Below are 17,870 nucleotides of genomic sequence, written 5' to 3'. Positions count from 1 at the left end.
GCTCCCGTGAAAATGCCCTGCGCCACCGCAGGGCGAAAAGTGATTAGAAGTCGACGTTCACGCCCAGTTGCCAGGTGCGTCCCGGCATCACGGCTAGATTGATGTCGTTGCGCTCCTGCGCGCTGGCGCTGGTCAGCGTGCGGCTGCTGAGGTAATCCCAGTATTTACGATCGGTAATGTTGTAGACACCGCCGCTCAGCCTGACGTTTTTCGTCAGCTGCCAGTACGCGGTGGCATCGATCAGGCCGTAGCCCGGCACGCGCATGTATTCGCTGCTGGCGTCGCTGATGGCCGCCCCGCTGTTGCTGTAGCTCTCACGGTTGGTGGCGCTGGCCTGTTTGCCTTTGACGAAGGTGGCGGTGAGCGCCGCGCCGTAACCGCGCGCTTTGTCGTCCCACGCGACGCCGACAATCGCTTTTAGCGGCGCGACACTGTCGAGATCGATGTATTTGTCGCCCAGATAGCGGGATTTCGCTTTACCCTCGCTGTAGCCGAGCGCGAACGTGCTGCTCAGGCCATCCACGGTCGGGAACCAGCTGCCGTAGTTGACGCGGGTGCTGATCTCCGCCCCATAAATGTAGGCTTTGTCGCGGTTCTCAGCCTGATAGCTGGTGTAGATGTTGGCCGGAACATTGACGAACATCGCCGGGTTGGTGGCGCGGCGATAGCGGGTGTAGGCAATAAAGTTTTTGTAGGTGTTGTAGAACACCGAGGTATTGAGGGTGATGCCGTCGGTCGGCTGTCCTTTCAGACCCCACTCAAAATTGTTGCTGGTCTCGGTTTTCAGATCGGCATTACCAATCAGCGCATACTGCGCGCTGCCGGCGTAGCTTGAACCAAGGTTCCACGAGCCGTACAGCTGGCTGGTGGTCGGATACTCCACGCCGCGCTTATATTGCAGCCAGGTGGTGAGCGCCGGGTTGATATCGTACTGGAAGGTCAGTGACGGCAGCACTTCGGTGTCTGAATTGGTCTTGCCGTACAGTTTTTCCACCTGCTCTGCGGTCAGCACCGTGCTGCCGTTGGTCAGATCGCCGAGGTTCTTCGGTTTAGTGCTTTGATGAATAACGCGCACGCCGGGAATCACCGCGAAATTGTGGCTATCGAGATCGAAATTGATTTTATCCTGCAGATAACCGGCCACGGTCCAGGAACGGCTGTCCGACTGCGGCTGGGTGATGGTGCCGAAGGTGCCTGGGTTCGGCTCCTGGCGGAACGGACGCTCGCTGTTCTCCACACGCGCGTTGACGCCGCCGCTCAGCTCGTGGCGGCCGAGGGTTTTGCTGGCGCGCGTGTCAAACCCTAAGGTATCGACGTTGTAGTCAGAGTAGACGAAACCGTACTGACTGGCGCTGGTCGGTAACCAGGTGGTGTCGTGCGCCTCGGTTTGCTGCCAGTAAACCCGCGTGGTCAGCGTATCGATCATCTCGTTATACGGCGTCCACTCATCGGCAAGGTTAATGCCCCAGCGGCGCGAATCGCTCTGCTGTTGCGCAGTGCCCCAAATAGTGTTGCCGCTGCTGCTGTCCCAGGTATCGTAGTGGGTGTGATTGGTTTTGTGGTAGTAGTCGAAGGTGGCGCTCAGCTTGTGCTGATCGTTTGGCTGCCAGATGCCCGACGTCATAAAGGCATCCGAGTGCCAGTTGGCCGGGTAGGCGTCTTTTACGCCGCTGTTGTTGCGCGTCTGCTGGCCGTCGCGGCGGCTGTAAACAAACAGGCCGCGCAGTTCATCATCCCCTGCCGCCGCAGTGATGCCGTTGTGCCAGCTGCGGTCTGCCGAACTGTAGTCGCTCTGATAACCGAAATAGTGGGTTTTATCGCTGCTGAGATAGTCGTCCGGCGACTTGTTATGAAACGATACGTTACCGCCGATTGCGGTGTTAGGTTGTTCCACCGATGTAGCGCCCTTCTCAATTTCGACGCTACCAAACATATACGGGTCGATGTAGTCGCGACCAATACCGAAGGTATTGTTACCGGCGCGACTGACGTACGGACGACCGGTGGCGTCCGGTACCGGAATGCCATCAATATCCAGACCGACACGGTTACTTTCCAGCCCGCGAATGTTGTAGCCGGTATAGCCTGCACGGTCAAAGCCGCTTTTACCGGCTGACGAACCGCCCGCCGCGCCAGTGGCGCTGACCAGCGGCTCATAACGCATGATCGAACCGAAGTCATTGGCGCCGCGTTTTTGCAGATCGCTGGCGGTGAGTGTGGTTTTGCTGCCAGCCTGCTGCTTAGGTGCGGTAACGGTCATTACCGGTTCGTTGCTGCTGTTGTTCTCTGCGGAACGCGCCAGCGTACTGCTGTCGCTGGCGGCATAGCTGCAGGCTGCGTGAATGGCTGAAGCAAGGACAGCGACGTTAAACAGACGCTGCCGGAAATTTCCCTGAAGGTGTAAAGACATGCGCGAAATACCTGGTTAATTGTTAGTATTCGCTCACTTATTTGCTGCCAGAAAACCACGGCTTTATGCTAAAAACCGTGAAACAGCGCGTTACGCTGGCCAGATAATGTTATCGATCCCGGCACCTGTGGCACAGTGTCATGCGCGCTTCAGTGCACAGCTGCCGTGTATAACTGGCAGCGGCGCCGCAGGGATGCCTGTGGGATTTATAGAGAGTCAAATGATGGCGAAAACAATTTAATGCAATTGGTAATCATTATCAATATCATTTGCATCAAGATGTATCTTTGTGCGCACAATTTGTTAACCCATGATTAATCAAGCACTAACAGGAGGGATAGGATGGCAGATAAACCGGTAGTAACCATTCACTACTGTACCCAATGTAACTGGCTGCTGCGTTCGGCATGGATGGCGCAGGAGCTGCTGCATACCTTTGCCAGCGATCTCAGCGCGGTCACGCTCCAGCCCGGCAGCGGTGGCGTGTTCGAGATTAGCATTGATGGTCAGGTAATTTGGGAACGCAAACAGGAAGGCGGCTTTCCCGATGCGGCAGCACTGAAGCAGCGGGTGCGCGATGTCTGCTGGCCGGATCGCGAACTGGGGCACGTGGACAAGAAGAAACCGTAACGCGCTTAGCTGTTGGCGATCTTCTCTGCCGCGTCCTGCAGCGCCGCCACAACAATGTCCACCGTGGCCGGTGAAATCTGCTCCTGCGATAACCGGTGATTGAGCGTATAGCGAAGCGTATGGATCGCCTGCTCTACCTGCGGAATGCTGCGGTTGTTGACCAGGATCGCCAGCGAAGTGAGCCGCCCGATAATCACCGCCACGTTTTCGCCATTTTCTGCCAGCAGCACGCGGCCCGCATCGTTGAGCGCGTAGGCTTTGCGCGTGGCCTGGGCATCCACCACGCGAATGGCGTCCATCTCTTCCAGCAGCGTCAGGTTGGGATAAATAATGCCGGGGCTGGGGGAATATTCGCCTTTCGACAACTCTTCCACCGATTTGATCAGCTCATAACCGTGCGCCGCGCCGCTGGCCAGAAAGTGCAGCATCAGCAGGCGAATATCACTGGCATCCAGCATCCTTTCGCGCCGCTTTCTGCGTGCGCCGGCACAGCTGGCACGCTGTGCCGCATCGGCGTGCTCTGGAACATCCCGCTGCTGTTTCATCGCCTTCCCGGGGTCAGTTGAGGGAGGTTGATAGTAGTCTGGTGCCTGGTAAAATTCAACACAGGCGGCAGCGGGTGGGCGCCGGTTATTTCTGATGCCAGTAAGCGACGGCGCGCACCAGCTCGCTGTGCGCCGCACGTTGCTGAGTAAAGTAATCGCTCAGCTGTTTCACCGCCGCGCCTTCGCCGGTCAGCCAGATAAAGTAGTCATCAGCAGGCAGCATAATCGGGTCAAGCAGCGGCGTCAGCGCCTCAGCCTGCATGTTGCCGCTGCCGAGCCAGCTCACCGTGACGTCCGGCAGGTCGCCAAGATACGCGCGGCCGACTGGCTCATCAACACAGGCCAGCAGATGAATCTGCTGTGCCTGCATTTCCTGATAGCGGCGCTTAAATGCCGGCAGACCGGTCTCATCACAGACATAAATCTGACAGACATAATCCACCGGCACGACGCATGAGCCGCGCGGGCCGCCCATCGCAATGCGATCGCCCGGCTGAGCGGCACTCGCCCAGCTGCTGGCGACGCCGCCGTCGTGGATGTAAAAATCCAGCGTCAGCGAATCGCTGCCGTTAAAGGCCAGCGGCGTATAGTCGCGCGCCGCCGGACGCACGCCGTCAGGCCAGACGATGCCTTCGTCGGTCATGTGTGGCAGCGCCAGCGCACCGCGCGGCGTATCCGGGAAAAACACTTTGATGTGGTCGTCAAAAGAGGGCGAGTGGAAACCCGCCAGATCGCTGCCGCTAAAGACGATGCGCCAGAAGGCATCGGCCACCCGCGTTTTGCTGGCGACGGTGATGTGACGGAAGCGTAATTCATTGCGCACGCGTTGTGGAGCGCGATAGTGAGTCGGGTTTGGCAACGTTTCTCTCCCTGCAGCGACGGTCCCGCGCTACTGCGCTACCGCACACCGCTGATGGTGCATGTTATCGAAAATCATTCTCATTAAACGCCTTGCAAGATACCTATGATATATTTTCGACGCAATGCCGAAAAATGCTATTGGCGAAAACGGAACCGGTTTTTGCAAGGTGAGGAAGCGTTTTTTTGGCGAGGATTTTCACCGCTTCAGGTCGCCATAAAGGGCGACCTGTTGAAGTAGTCGCAAGCCGCACGATATTTGTAGCGGCGCGATTTATCGCGCAATAAATTGCGCCGCTAGCGAAAATGCTGCCGTTATGACAGGAGATGAGCTGTTAAAGCGTTGAATGACGAAAAACAATGCCGTTGAATATCTGCACGGCAGAACTGCGCATAAAAAAAGCGGAGAGTTGCCTCTCCGCTTGTTACTGTCTGCGCACCCGATTAGCGGGTCAGATCGTCAAAGAACTTCTTTACGCCATCGAAGAAGCTTTTCGAACGCGGGCTGTTTTTCTCACCGGTGGGTCCGCCGAAGCTCTCTTCCAGCTCGCGCAGCAGCGCTTTTTGCTTGTCGTTGAGGCTGACCGGGGTTTCCACCACCACGCGACACAGCAGATCGCCGACCGCACCGCCGCGCACCGACTTCACGCCTTTGCCGCGCATGCGGAACAGTTTGCCGGTCTGGGTTTCTGCCGGCACTTTCAGCTTCACGCGACCGTCGAGCGTCGGCACTTCAATCTCGCCGCCCAGCGCTGCCATGGCAAAGTTGATCGGCACTTCGCAGTACAGGTTGTTATCTTCACGCTCGAAGATCGGGTGTTTCTTCACCGAAACCTGCACGTACAGATCGCCAGCCGGTGCGCCGTGTTCGCCCGCTTCACCTTCTCCGCTGAGGCGGATACGGTCGCCGGTATCGACGCCCGCCGGGATTTTCACCGACAGCGTTTTCTGGCGCTCAACGCGGCCATGGCCGTGACAGGCGTTGCACGGATCTTTAATCACCGAGCCGCGACCGTGACAGGTCGGACAGGCTTGCTGCACGGTAAAGAAGCCCTGACGCATCTGTACCTGGCCCGCACCGTGACAGGTCGGACAGGTCTGCGGCTGGGTGCCCGCTTTGGCGCCGCTGCCGTGGCAGACATCACACTCTTCCAGCGTAGGAATGCGGATCTCTTTGGTCACGCCGCGTACCGCTTCTTCCAGCGTCAGTTCCATGTTGTAGCGTAAATCGGCGCCGCGTGAGGCGCGCTGACGGCGACCACCACCAAAGATATCGCCGAACACGTCGCCAAAGATATCGCTGAAGTCGGCACCGCCGCCACCAAAGCCGCCGCCGAAGCCGCCACCACCGCCCTGCTCAAACGCCGCATGACCGTACTGATCGTAAGCTGCACGCTTCTGCGCATCGGTAAGGATCTCGTAGGCTTCCTTGACCTCTTTGAATTTCGTCTCGGCCTCTTTATCGCCCGGATTACGGTCCGGGTGATACTTCATCGCCAGGCGCTTATAGGCCTTTTTGATTTCGCGCTCATCGGCGGATTTTGAGACGCCTAAGATCTCGTAAAAATCACTCTTAGCCATTTTTCTCTGCCCTTAACATGATCGCACGGGCGTGGAGAAATCTCCGACGCCCGTGCTGGTTTCAACGGCTGTCAGGCCAGCCGTCGCGCCCGGTCAGGGGCAATTATTTTTTATCTTTCACTTCTTCGAATTCAGCGTCGACAACGTCGTCATCTTTCTTCGCCGAAGCGTCGCCGGCATCCGCTGCGCCGGCCTGAGCCTGTTGCTGCGCCAGTTCCATCAGCTTGCTGGACACTTCCATCAGCGCCTGCATTTTGGCTTCGATTTCTGCTTTATCTTCGCCTTTCAGTGCGGTGTTCAGCTCGTTCAGGGCAGACTCGATCGGTGCTTTGTCTTCCGCTGACAGTTTGTCACCGGCTTCGTCCAGCTGCTTACGCGTGCTGTGCGCAATCTGGTCGCCCTGGTTACGCGTCTGCACCAGCTCTTCGAATTTACGGTCTGACTCGGCGTTAGCTTCCGCGTCACGAACCATTTTTTCGATCTCTTCCTCGTTCAGGCCAGAAGAAGCTTTGATGGTGATCTTCTGCTCTTTACCGCTGTTTTTGTCCTTCGCAGACACGTGCAGAATACCGTCAGCATCGATGTCGAAGGTCACTTCGATCTGTGGCATACCGCGCGGCGCAGGCTGAATACCGTCGAGGTTGAACTGGCCCAGCGATTTGTTATCCGCTGAACGCTTACGCTCACCCTGCAGCACGTGAATGGTCACGGCAGACTGGTTGTCTTCAGCAGTCGAGAACACCTGGCTGTGCTTGGTTGGGATCGTGGTGTTCTTGCTGATCAGCGACGTCATCACGCCACCCATGGTTTCGATACCCAGCGACAGCGGGGTCACGTCCAGCAGCAGAACGTCTTTTACTTCACCGGCCAGCACGCCGCCCTGTACCGCAGCACCCACAGCGACTGCTTCGTCCGGGTTCACGTCTTTACGTGGCTCTTTACCGAAGAACTCCGCCACTTTCGCCTGCACCATTGGCATACGCGTCTGACCACCGACCAGGATCACGTCGTTGATGTCAGAAACCGACAGGCCAGCGTCGTTCAGCGCCACTTTCAGCGGCTCAATCGAGCGGGTAACCAGATCTTCAACCAGTGATTCCAGCTTCGCGCGGGTCACTTTAATGTTCAGGTGCTTAGGACCAGTCGCATCCGCCGTGATGTACGGCAGGTTAACGTCGGTCTGCTGCGCAGAAGAGAGCTCAATTTTCGCTTTCTCTGCCGCTTCTTTCAGGCGCTGCATCGCCAGCGGATCGTTGTGCAGATCGATGCCCTGATCTTTCTTGAATTCGGCAACCAGGTAGTTGATCAGACGGCTGTCGAAGTCTTCACCACCCAGGTGGGTATCACCGTTGGTCGCCAGTACTTCAAAGGTTTTCTCGCCGTCGACTTCGTCGATCTCAATGATAGAGATATCGAAGGTACCGCCACCCAGGTCATATACCGCGATGGTGCGGTTGCCCTGACCTTTATCCAGGCCGTACGCCAGTGCCGCTGCGGTCGGTTCGTTGATGATACGTTTTACGTCCAGACCAGCGATACGGCCGGCGTCTTTAGTCGCCTGACGCTGCGCATCGTTGAAGTAAGCTGGAACGGTGATAACCGCTTCGGTTACCGGCTCACCGAGGAAATCTTCCGCGGTTTTCTTCATTTTTTTCAGCACTTCTGCAGAGATCTGCGGCGGTGCCATTTTCTGGCCCTTTACGTCCAGCCATGCGTCACCGTTGTCAGAACCGATGATTTTGTACGGCATGATTTTGATATCACGCTGCACTTCTTCGTCCTGGAAACGACGGCCGATCAGGCGCTTGATTGCAAACAGGGTGTTCTGCGGGTTGGTCACCGCCTGACGTTTAGCCGGTTGACCGACCAGAGTTTCGCCATCCCCGGTATATGCAATGATTGACGGTGTGGTGCGATCGCCTTCGGCGTTTTCAAGCACGCGTGCTTTGCCACCGTCCATAATCGCCACACATGAGTTGGTTGTACCCAGGTCAATACCAATAATCTTACCCATCTAAACGTCTCCCACTTAAATTCTTTGCCAAATTGGGTTGTGAAGCAGAGATGCGGTCACGCTGACCACTTTCAACTGCTGCGGCAGATTTTTTTGCTGCCTCACAATGCTTGATGACAACTAAATGGGGCCGCTTCGAAGCGCATCAAGGGTTAAAACTAAAAAAAATTTAGATTCTCTTACCGCGTGAGATCAAAGTGCGGCAAAAGCCACCTGATTATGATGCAGCGCCCCGCGCCCCACCGCTGTTGGCGCGGGCGTTAAACCAATAAACAATAACGCTGCTGCTGAGGAATTATGGGCAACACCACGCTGGCGAATCCCGCCCCACTGGGCCTGATGGGTTTTGGTATGACCACCATCCTGCTCAACTTACACAACACCGGTCTGTTTGAAATGGATGTGATTATCCTGGCGATGGGCCTCTTTTACGGCGGCATCGCGCAAATCCTTGCCGGGCTGCTGGAGTATAAAAAAGGCAACACCTTCGGCCTGACCGCCTTTACCTCCTACGGCAGCTTCTGGCTGACGCTGGTGGCGATTCTGCTGCTGCCAAAAATGGGACTGGCCGCGGCCGCCGATGGCCATTTCCTCGGCGCTTATCTGGCGCTGTGGGGTATCTTCACGCTGTTTCTGTTCTTTGGCACGCTGCGGGCCGCAAAAGTGCTGCAGTTTGTGTTTGCCAGCCTGACGCTGCTGTTTGCGCTGCTGGCTATCGGCCATCTGCTGGATCACGCGGCGCTGCTGCGCATCGCCGGCTGGGTGGGCATCGTCTGTGGTGCCAGCGCCTTTTATCTGGCGATGGGCGAAGTGCTGAACGAGAAGTTTGAGCGCAGCGTGTTGCCGATTGGCGAGTGATCAACTGCGCGCGGAGCCGTGCCGCTCCGCGCGCTGCCATTACGATGAATGCAGCGAGACATCCAGCTGCGCATTAGCCTGGCGGCTGTCATGCCATAACCACAGCGCCACCAGCATGCCGATCAGCGCCAGCGCCAGCACGTACCAGGCCGGCGCCATCGGCGTCAGCGACATCATCAGCGTCACACTAATCGGCGTCAGACCGCCAAAGATGGCATACGACACGTTGTAAGAGAAGGAAATGCCGGTGAAGCGCACCGCCGCCGGAAACGCCCGCACCATAACAAACGGCACCACGCCGACCACGCCCACGCTCAGTCCCGCCAGACCGTACCAGATGAACAGCATCTGCGGTGTGCCGCCAAGCTGCTGGAAAAAGCTCCAGCTGCACAGCGCCAGCAGCAACGAACCAATCAGTAAGGTACGCGCCGCACCGTAGCGATCGACAATCCAGCCCGCTAGCACGCAGCCGATCAGCAGCATCACGGTCGCGAAACTGTTAGCCTGCAGACTGAGCGCCGCCGGCACGCCATGCTGCTTCTGCATCAGCGTCGGCGCCATCAGAATCACCACCACTATACAGGCTGATAATAGCCAGGTAAGCAGCATCGACACCGCAATGCCGCGCTTATGGCTGGCGAGAATGGTCTGTAGCGGCAGCTTTTCCGCCAGCGCTTTGCGCTGCTGCATCTGACGAAATACCGGGGTTTCATGCAGCCAGCGACGCAGATACATCGCCAGCAGGCCAAACAGGCCGCCGAGGAAGAAAGGAATGCGCCAGCCGTGATCGCGTATCGCCGCCGGCGAGAGCGAAGTATTCAGCACCGTCGCCACCAGCGAACCGAGCAGAATGCCGGCGGTTAAGCCTGCAGTCAGCGTGCCGCAGGCAAAGCCGATGCGCTTCTCCGGCACATGCTCCGCAACAAACACCCACGCGCCCGGCACCTCGCCGCCAATGGCCGCGCCCTGCAGCACGCGCATCAGCAGCATCAGTAACGGTGCGGCAATGCCAATGCTGGCGTAGGTGGGCAGCGCGCCCATCGCCAGCGTCGGCAGCGCCATCAGCAGAATACTCAGACTGAACATCTTCTTGCGCCCGACTTTGTCGCCAAAGTGCGCCATGATGATGCCGCCCAGCGGGCGCGCCAGATAACCGGCGGCGAAGATGGCAAAGGTCTGCACCTGACGCAGCCATTCCGGGATGTCTGGCGGAAAGAACAGCTCGCCAATTACCGCAGCGAAGAAGACGAAGATGATAAAATCGTAGAATTCCAGCGCCCCGCCCAGGGCAGCCAGCGCCAGGGTTTTGTAGTCCTGGCGGTTGAGTCGACGCGTTGTCAGCGAATCCATAAGAGTGCGGTATCCAGAGGCCATGTCAGTATAGTTGTAAAGCTGCGGTTACTATACCGTCAATATTTTGCCACACCAGTCACTCTGCATTTTATGCCTGAAAACGGCAATTTTCAGACGTTTGTCTCACGCCGTGCGCTTTTCGGGCGAAAAGCTGCTACCACCTCCGGGTGGGTTTCGACGTAAGGCCCTTCCAGCAGCTGTAAACAATAGGGTACAGCCGCGAAAATCCCTGGCACTTTCACCGTACCGTCATCCGCTTTCAACCCTTCCAGCGTCTCTTTAATCGATTTCGGCTGTCCTGGCAGATTGAGGATCAGCGACTGCTTGCGGATCACGCCCACCTGGCGTGACAGAATCGCGGTCGGCACAAACTGCAGGCTGATCTGCCGCATCTGCTCGCCAAAGCCGGGCATCTCGCGGTCGGCTACCGCCAGAGTCGCATCCGGCGTGACGTCGCGCCGGGCCGGACCGGTACCGCCGGTGGTCAGCACCAGGTGGCAAAAACGTTCATCGACCAGCTCGCAAATCGCCTGCTCAATCATCGGCTGTTCATCCGGAACCAGGCGGGTTTCAATCTCAAACGGTGTCGCCAGCGCAGCGCTAAGCCAGCTTTCCAGCGCCGGAATGCCCTGATCCTGATAGATGCCGTTAGCGGCCCGATCGGACACGGAAATTAAGCCAATACGTAAAGTATCCATAGAGTTATCGCTGTGTTGACCGCGGGGCGGTGAGAAAAAGGGGAATGGCAGAAAGGATAATACAAAGCATCAGCGAGGGAAACGCGAAAACCGTGGCGACCGGCAGCCGCCACGGCATATCACCTTACAGCAGTTCGGCGATCATCTTCTCAAGTTTGCCCTGGTCGATGGCAAAGTTGCGGATACCTTCGGCCAGTTTGGTCACCGCCATTGGATCCTGGTTGTGCTGCCACAGGAATTCCGCTTCGGTCATTTTAGCCGGACGCGCTTTCACTTCGCCGCTGTAGCTCAGTTTACGCTCTACGCTGCCTTCGCTCTCGGCCAGCTCTTTCAGCAGGCCTGGGGAGATAGTCAGGCGGTCGCAACCGGCCAGCTCAATGATTTCGCCGACGTTACGGAAGCTGGCGCCCATCACCACGGTTTCATAGCCGTGCTGCTTGTAGTAGTTGTAGATCTCAGACACGGATACCACGCCTGGATCTTCATGCGCTGCGTACTCTTTCTTGTCGGTGTTCTGCTTGTACCAGTCGAGGATACGGCCAACAAATGGCGAAATCAGGAACACGCCCGCTTCGGCACAGGCACGCGCCTGGGCGAAGGAGAACAGCAGCGTCAGGTTACAGTTGATGCCTTCTTTCTCCAGCTGCTCCGCCGCGCGGATGCCCTGCCAGGTTGAGGCCAGTTTGATCAGGATACGATCGTTGCTGATGCCGGCATCGTTGTACAGTTTGATCAGGCTGCGTGCTTTCGCGATGCTCGCTTCGGTGTCGTAAGAGAGACGCGCGTCAACTTCAGTAGAGATACGTCCCGGGATCAGTTTGAGAATTTCCAGACCAATGTTGACGGCCAGCTTGTCAGAAACCAGCGCCAGCTGCTCTTCTTTGTTGCTGCTCTGCTGACGTGCCCAGCTAATGGCTTCGTCAATCAGTTTGCGGTATTCAGGGATTTGCGCAGCGTTGAGGATCAAAGAAGGGTTAGTAGTGGCATCCTGCGGTTGGTAGAGTTTCATTGCCGCGATATCACCGGTGTCGGCGACCACAGTAGTCAGCTGACGCAAGGAAGTAAGTTTGTCCGTCATGGTTCTCTTTTCTCTTAAGTTGACTGTCAGGGTGTAAAAGGCTGTTGCGATAATATCACGCAGGCTAAGCGGCGCAACATCGCCGCGTGCCCTTTACGATAGCGCTAACAAATGGGAGCGATTTGCCGATCCGTGCAGCTTTTTTGCTACACTCGTCGCGACATTTTTCCCCATCTATCCCCTGAAAACAGCGGGTCAACGAGGACAGACACAATGCTGATGGTTATCTCGCCAGCCAAGACACTGGATTATGAAAGCCCGCTGGCAACGTCACGGTTTACCCAACCGGCGCTGTTAGAAAAATCACAGCAGCTGATTGACGTGGCGCGCGATCTTTCTCCGGCGCAAATCGCTTCGCTGATGGGCATCAGCGACAAACTGGCGCACCTCAACGCCGACCGTTTCAGCCAGTGGCAGCCGCCCTTCTCACCCGATAATGCGCGGCAGGCAATTCTGGCCTTTAAAGGTGATGTTTATACCGGTTTGCAGGCAGAGACCTTCAGCGAAGCCGACTTTGATTTTGCCCAAAAACACCTGCGTATGCTTTCGGGCTTGTATGGCCTGCTGCGCCCGCTGGATTTGATGCAGCCGTACCGCTTAGAGATGGGCATCAAACTGGCGAATCCGGCCGGCAAAGATCTCTACAGCTTCTGGGGCGACCTGCTGACGCAAAAGCTCAACGACGCGCTGGCGGAACAGGGCGATGACGTGCTGATCAACCTCGCCTCCGATGAGTATTTCAAAGCCATCAAGCCGAAGCAGCTGAATGCCGAGCTGGTTAAGCCGGTGTTCCTCGATGAGAAAAACGGTAAGTTCAAGGTGATCAGTTTCTACGCCAAGAAGGCGCGTGGCCTGATGAGCCGTTATGTGATTGAGAAGCGCCTGACGAAACCGACGCAGCTGAAGAAGTTTGATGTTGACGGTTATTTCTTTGATGCGGCGGAGAGTAAGGGTAACGAGCTGGTATTTAAGCGCCGCGAGCAGTAACGCCAGTTTTACCTGAATCGTAGCGGCGCAAATCATTGCGCGTCTGTTAAAAACCCGCGCGTTAAATCGCGCCGCCAGAAAAATGCATAACGGGCCGATGTGACCGGCCCGTAGGGGATTTACTTCAGCAAAAACGCCCGCAGCGCGGCGAAATCCGCCTTCATGGCATGCGACAGCAGCGGCAAATCGGCGCGCGCGGCCAGCGCTTCCGGCAGCGGCAGCGGCTGGCCGAGAATCTCTTCCACGCTCTCCTTAAACTTCGCCGGATGCGCGGTGCCGAGGAACAGGCCAAACTCCCCTTCCTGCAGCTGATCGCGCAGCAGACGATAGGCAATCGCCGCGTGCGGTTCTGACAGGTAACCCAGCTCTGCCAGCTCGCGCATGGTGGCTTTGGTGGTCTCATCCGACACCGCGCCGTAGGCCAGATCGGTCAGGCGCCAGGTTTTGCGGCGGAACAGCTCTTCCACACGCGGCCAGTTGTTAGGCTGGCTGACATCCATCGCGTTCGACAGCGTTGCCACGGTCGCGTTCGGCTGCCACTGACCGTCGGCAAGGAAGCGCGGCACGGTATCGTTGGCGTTGGTCGCGGCGATAAAGCGCTTGATCGGCAGACCGAGCGATTTCGCCAGCAGGCCGGCCGTGAGATCGCCAAAGTTACCGCTTGGCACCGACACCACCAGCTGATTGCGTTTCTCCTGCGGCAGCTGCGCCACCGCCTCAAAGTAATAGCAAATCTGTGCCAGCAGACGGCTGATATTGATGGAGTTAGCCGAGTTCAGGCCGATGGCTTTTTTCAGCTCTTCGTCATCGAACGCCTGCTTAACCAGCGCCTGACAGGCATCGAAGTCGCCGTCGATCGCGATGGTTTCGATGTTGCCGCCCAGCGTACAGAACAGCTTCTCCTGCAGCGGACTGATTTTGCCCTGCGGATAGAGGATGACCACGCGCACGTTTTCCATGCCGTAGAACGCGTGCGCCACCGCTGCGCCGGTATCGCCGGAGGTCGCGGTCAGAATGGTGATCTGCTCATCCGCGCCAGACACGTACGACAGCATCTGCGCCATAAAGCGCCCGCCGAAATCTTTAAACGCCAGCGTCGGACCGTGGAACAGTTCGAGGCAGGCCACATCGTCGCTCACCTGGCTCACCGGTGCCGGGAAAGCAAAGGCGTTCTTCACGCGCTCGGCCAGCTGGTGCGCGGCAATTTCATCGCCGATGTAAGCAGAGAGAATCTTGCTGCTGCGGCTGACGAAATCCATCTCCAGCATCGCATCAATGTCGGTCAGCTCGAATTCCGGCAGTTCCAGCGGGAAAAACAGCCCCTGCTGCGAGCCGAGGCCCTGTTTCACGGCCTGCGCGAAGCTAACCTGCTCGTTATGATCCTTAAGGTTGTAGAGTTTCATGCGTTATCCCAGTTTACGTGCGCCAGCCGTATCAAGACGGCAGATATGGACGAAGCCTTCCTCATTCTGCAGATAGTGCTGGCTCAGCCAGTCCGCCATCCGCTGTGCCGTTGCCATCTCGTTGCAAACGGCGAAAAGTGTCGGGCCAGAGCCCGAAATACCGCAGGCCAGCGCGCCAATGTCGCTGGCCGCCTGACGCGCCTCCGCAAAGCCCGGCAGCAGTTTGGTGCGATACGGCTCGGCGATGACATCCTGCATCAGTTTAGCCGCCAGCAGCGGCTGACGGGTGTGGCAGGCGTGAATAAAGCCGGCCAGCAGACGACCATGTTTGATGGCATCCTGCTTGCGATACTGCGCCGGCAGGATGGCGCGTGCTTCCGCCGTGGAGACTTTGATGCCCGGATAAGCCATTACCCATAGCCAGTCATCAAAGCACGGCACCTCCTGGCTGATGATCCCGTTCTCTTCAATCATCAGCTGTACGCCGCCGAGGAAGCACGGCGCGACGTTGTCATAGTGCACGCTGCCGGAGATGCGCCCTTCCAGCTCGCCCATCAGTGCCAGCAGCTCGGTGTCGTTAAGCGGCTGGCCGCAGAACTCATTCATCGCCATCAGGCCGGCCACCACCGAGCAGGCGCTGGAACCGAGGCCTGAGCCAATCGGCATGTTTTTCTCCAGCGTCATCGCCACCGGAACGTCTTTACCAATCGCCTGGCAGAAACGCTGCCAGCACTGGTAAACGATGTTTTCCTGCGGATCGGCGGGCAGTTTGCTGACAAAGCGCCCTTTATTCTGCAGGCTAAACTGCTCTGCCGCTTCGACCGACACGCAGTCGCCCAGCAGCGAGCCATCCACCGGCGAAACCGCCGCGCCCAGCACATCAAAGCCGACGCTGACGTTACCTATCGAGGCCGGTGCATAAATTTTTACCATCATTAAACTCCCAACTTCCACGTCAGCGTGCGCAGCAAATCGGCAAACACACCCGCCGCGGTGACATCATTCCCCGCGCCATATCCGCGCAGAACCAGCGGGATCGGCTGATAATAACGGCTGTAAAACGCCAGTGCGTTTTCGCCGTTCTTCACTTTGTACAGCGGATCGTTGCCGTCCACCGCATCGATTTTAACTTTGCAGGCGCCGCCCTCTTCAATCGCGCCGACGAAGCGTAACACTTTACCCTCATCACGCGCTTTGGCAACGCGCGCGGCAAAGGCGTTGTCCAGCTCCGGCAGCCGCGCCATAAACTGATCGACGTCGGCGATGTCCGTCAGGCTGGCGGGCAGCAGCGGTTCGATGTCGATGTCGCTCAGCTCCAGCTGATGACCCGCCTCACGCGCCAGAATCAGCAGCTTACGCGCCACGTCAGTACCGGACAGGTCGTCGCGCGGATCCGGTTCGGTAAAGCCCAGCTCGCGCGCCATGCGGGTGGCTTCGGACAGCGTCACGCCCTCATCCAGCTTGCCAAAGATAAACGACAGCGAGCCCGACAGGATGCCGGAGAACTTGATCAGCTCATCGCCGGCGTTCAGCAGGTTCTGCAGGTTTTCAATCACCGGCAGACCGGCACCGACGTTGGTATCGTAAAGGAACTTACGGCGCGATTTCGCCGCCGCCGCACGCATCTGCTGGTAGTAATTCCACGACGAGGTATTGGCCTTTTTATTTGGCGTGACCACATGGAAACCTTCGGCGAGGAAGTCCGCGTACTGATCGGCCACCGCCTGGCTGGAGGTACAGTCGACGATCACCGGGTTGAGCAGATGGTACTCTTTCACCAGACGAATCAGCCGCCCGAGGTTAAACGGCTCTTTGGCTTCCGCCAGCGCCGCTTTCCAGTTGCTGAGGTCGATGCCGTGCACGTTGGTCAGCAGCGCATGCGAATTGGCAATGCCGCACACGCGCAGATCGATATGCTTGCCCTTCAGCCACGCCTGCTGACGGTGCAGCTGCTCAAGCAGCGCGCCACCGACGCCTCCGACGCCCACCACAAACACTTCGATCACCTGATCGGTGGCGAACAGCATCTGATGCACCACGCGCACGCCGGTGGTGACGTCATCGTTGCTGACCACGACGGAGATGGAGCGCTCAGAGGAGCCCTGAGCAATCGCCACGATATTGATGTTGGCGCGTGCCAGCGCCGAGAAGAATTTAGCGGAGATGCCGCGCAGCGTGCGCATGCCGTCGCCCACCACCGAAATCACCGCCAGCTGCTCCAGCACGTCGAGCGGATCGAGCAGGCCATCTTTCAGTTCGAGGTAGAATTCCTCTTCCAGCACGCGACGCGCGCGCGCCTGCTCGCTCTGCGGCACGCAGAAGCTGATGCTGTATTCGGAGGAGGATTGGGTAATCAGCACCACGGAAATGCCGGTGCGCGACATCGCGGCAAACACGCGCGCCGCCATGCCCACCATCCCTTTCATGCCCGGACCGGAGACGTTAAACATCGCCATGTTATTCAGATTGGTGATGCCTTTTACCGGATTTTCATCCACTTCGCCTTCGCCGCCAATCAGAGTGCCTGGCGCCTGAGGATTGGCGGTATTTTTGATTAAGCACGGAATCTGGAACTGGGCAATCGGCGCGATGGTGCGCGGGTGCAGCACTTTGGCACCAAAGTAGGAGAGCTCCATCGCTTCCTGATAAGACATCGACTTCAGCAGACGCGCATCCGGTACCTGACGCGGATCGCAGGTGTAAACGCCATCGACATCGGTCCAGATTTCACAGCAGTCCGCGCGCAGACACGCCGCCAGCACGGCCGCCGAGTAGTCTGAGCCGTTACGCCCCAGCACCACCAGCTCGCCCTTCTCATTGCCGGCGGTGAAGCCCGCCATCAGGATCATGTGGTCGGTCGGGATCTGGCTGGCCGCGATACGCCGTGTGGATTCGGCGATATCCACGGTCGATTCAAGATAGTGGCCCACCGCCAGCAGTTTCTCGACCGGATCGATCACCGTCACTTTGTGGCCGCGCGCCTGCAGCAGCGCCTCCATGATGGCAATCGACAGTTTCTCACCGCGACAGATAATGGCGGCGTTCACGGCATCCGGGCACTGACCCAGCAGGCTGATGCCGTGCAGCACCTGTTTCAGCTGCGCAAACTCCAGCTCAACGCGGGTTTTCAGGCCATCGTAATCGAAACCAGGCTGAGCGTCGGCCAGCCCCTGCAGCAGTTCGGCAAAAATGCGTTCGGCATCGCTGATATTCGGCAGCGCATCCTGGCCGCTGATGGTTTTCTCAATCATCGCTACCAGATGATTGGTGATTTTCGCTGGCGCAGAGAGCACGGTGGCAACCTGTCCCTGTTGCGCATTGCTTTCCAGAATATCTGCCACGCGGAGAAAACGTTCCGCATTGGCTACCGAGGTTCCGCCGAATTTCAGCACTCGCATGATTGAAGCTCTCCTGAATTTTTGCCGAAAAAAAAGCCCGCACTGTTGAGGTGCGGG

Annotated in this window: 14 protein-coding genes and 1 other annotated feature (1 of these 15 cut by a window edge); of the genes, 3 read left to right on the top strand and 11 right to left on the bottom strand. The window is 57.8% G+C overall.

Going from position 1 to position 17,870, the window contains the following annotated elements; translation table 11 throughout:
* Positions 1-43 precede the first annotated feature (43 nt).
* Entirely contained in the window at positions 44-2,410 is a 2,367-nt protein-coding gene (locus AC6I8F_RS03885) for a TonB-dependent receptor domain-containing protein (RefSeq protein WP_127834539.1), read from the bottom strand.
* 342 nt (positions 2,411-2,752) lie between these two features.
* Between AC6I8F_RS03885 and AC6I8F_RS03880 the strand changes: the two genes are divergently transcribed.
* Positions 2,753-3,040: an Rdx family protein gene (locus tag AC6I8F_RS03880; RefSeq protein ID WP_127834540.1), complete on the top strand. Its 288-nt coding sequence runs from the start codon at positions 2,753-2,755 to the stop codon at positions 3,038-3,040.
* 5 nt (positions 3,041-3,045) lie between these two features.
* On the opposite strand, the gene AC6I8F_RS03875 is transcribed toward AC6I8F_RS03880, so the two are convergent.
* The 4 genes from AC6I8F_RS03875 to dnaK form a co-directional block, all read right to left on the bottom strand.
* Complete coding sequence (locus tag AC6I8F_RS03875) at positions 3,046-3,585, bottom strand: PadR family transcriptional regulator (RefSeq protein ID WP_127834541.1); 540 nt, start codon at positions 3,583-3,585, stop codon at positions 3,046-3,048.
* An 85-nt stretch (positions 3,586-3,670) separates the two neighbouring features.
* A complete protein-coding gene (locus tag AC6I8F_RS03870; RefSeq protein ID WP_498028546.1) occupies positions 3,671-4,444 on the bottom strand; it encodes a siderophore-interacting protein in 774 nt (257 codons plus the stop codon).
* 443 nt (positions 4,445-4,887) lie between these two features.
* Positions 4,888-6,024 carry a molecular chaperone DnaJ gene (gene dnaJ, locus AC6I8F_RS03865; RefSeq protein WP_021508663.1) on the bottom strand — a complete coding sequence of 379 codons (1,137 nt, stop codon included), beginning with the start codon at positions 6,022-6,024 and terminating at the stop codon, positions 4,888-4,890.
* A 103-nt stretch (positions 6,025-6,127) separates the two neighbouring features.
* Positions 6,128-8,038 (bottom strand): molecular chaperone DnaK, encoded by a 1,911-nt coding sequence (dnaK, locus tag AC6I8F_RS03860; RefSeq protein WP_021508662.1) that lies wholly within the window; start codon positions 8,036-8,038, stop codon positions 6,128-6,130.
* A gap of 297 nt (positions 8,039-8,335) precedes the next feature.
* On the opposite strand from dnaK, the gene satP reads away from it, so the two are divergent.
* Positions 8,336-8,896 (top strand): acetate uptake transporter, encoded by a 561-nt coding sequence (gene satP / locus AC6I8F_RS03855; RefSeq protein WP_211725043.1) that lies wholly within the window; start codon positions 8,336-8,338, stop codon positions 8,894-8,896.
* Positions 8,897-8,935: 39 nt separating this feature from the next.
* Here the strand turns inward: satP and AC6I8F_RS03850 are convergent, their stop codons facing one another.
* The 3 genes from AC6I8F_RS03850 to tal all read right to left on the bottom strand — a co-directional run bounded on the left by AC6I8F_RS03850 (position 8,936) and on the right by tal (position 12,025).
* A complete protein-coding gene (locus tag AC6I8F_RS03850; protein WP_058757129.1) occupies positions 8,936-10,246 on the bottom strand; it encodes an MFS transporter in 1,311 nt (436 codons plus the stop codon).
* A gap of 113 nt (positions 10,247-10,359) precedes the next feature.
* Positions 10,360-10,947: a molybdopterin adenylyltransferase gene (gene mog / locus AC6I8F_RS03845; RefSeq protein WP_058771520.1), complete on the bottom strand. Its 588-nt coding sequence runs from the start codon at positions 10,945-10,947 to the stop codon at positions 10,360-10,362.
* A 124-nt stretch (positions 10,948-11,071) separates the two neighbouring features.
* Complete coding sequence (tal, locus tag AC6I8F_RS03840; protein ID WP_058757131.1) at positions 11,072-12,025, bottom strand: transaldolase; 954 nt, start codon at positions 12,023-12,025, stop codon at positions 11,072-11,074.
* Between the two features lie 213 nt (positions 12,026-12,238).
* On the opposite strand from tal, the gene yaaA reads away from it, so the two are divergent.
* Positions 12,239-13,012: a peroxide stress protein YaaA gene (yaaA, locus tag AC6I8F_RS03835; protein ID WP_058757132.1), complete on the top strand. Its 774-nt coding sequence runs from the start codon at positions 12,239-12,241 to the stop codon at positions 13,010-13,012.
* Positions 13,013-13,131: 119 nt separating this feature from the next.
* Here the strand turns inward: yaaA and thrC are convergent, their stop codons facing one another.
* The 3 genes from thrC to thrA are packed head-to-tail and all read right to left on the bottom strand — an operon-like array spanning position 13,132 to position 17,813.
* Complete coding sequence (gene thrC, locus AC6I8F_RS03830; RefSeq protein WP_021508656.1) at positions 13,132-14,415, bottom strand: threonine synthase; 1,284 nt, start codon at positions 14,413-14,415, stop codon at positions 13,132-13,134.
* A 3-nt stretch (positions 14,416-14,418) separates the two neighbouring features.
* Complete coding sequence (thrB, locus tag AC6I8F_RS03825) at positions 14,419-15,348, bottom strand: homoserine kinase (RefSeq protein WP_104093879.1); 930 nt, start codon at positions 15,346-15,348, stop codon at positions 14,419-14,421.
* A gap of 2 nt (positions 15,349-15,350) precedes the next feature.
* A complete protein-coding gene (gene thrA, locus AC6I8F_RS03820; RefSeq protein ID WP_021508654.1) occupies positions 15,351-17,813 on the bottom strand; it encodes a bifunctional aspartate kinase/homoserine dehydrogenase I in 2,463 nt (820 codons plus the stop codon).
* A 26-nt stretch (positions 17,814-17,839) separates the two neighbouring features.
* Positions 17,840-17,870, bottom strand: a sequence feature (Thr leader region) (it continues 93 nt past the right edge of the window).

This window comes from gamma proteobacterium symbiont of Axiagastus rosmarus, from assembly GCF_059730925.1.
This window is presented reverse-complemented; position numbering and strand designations above follow the sequence as displayed.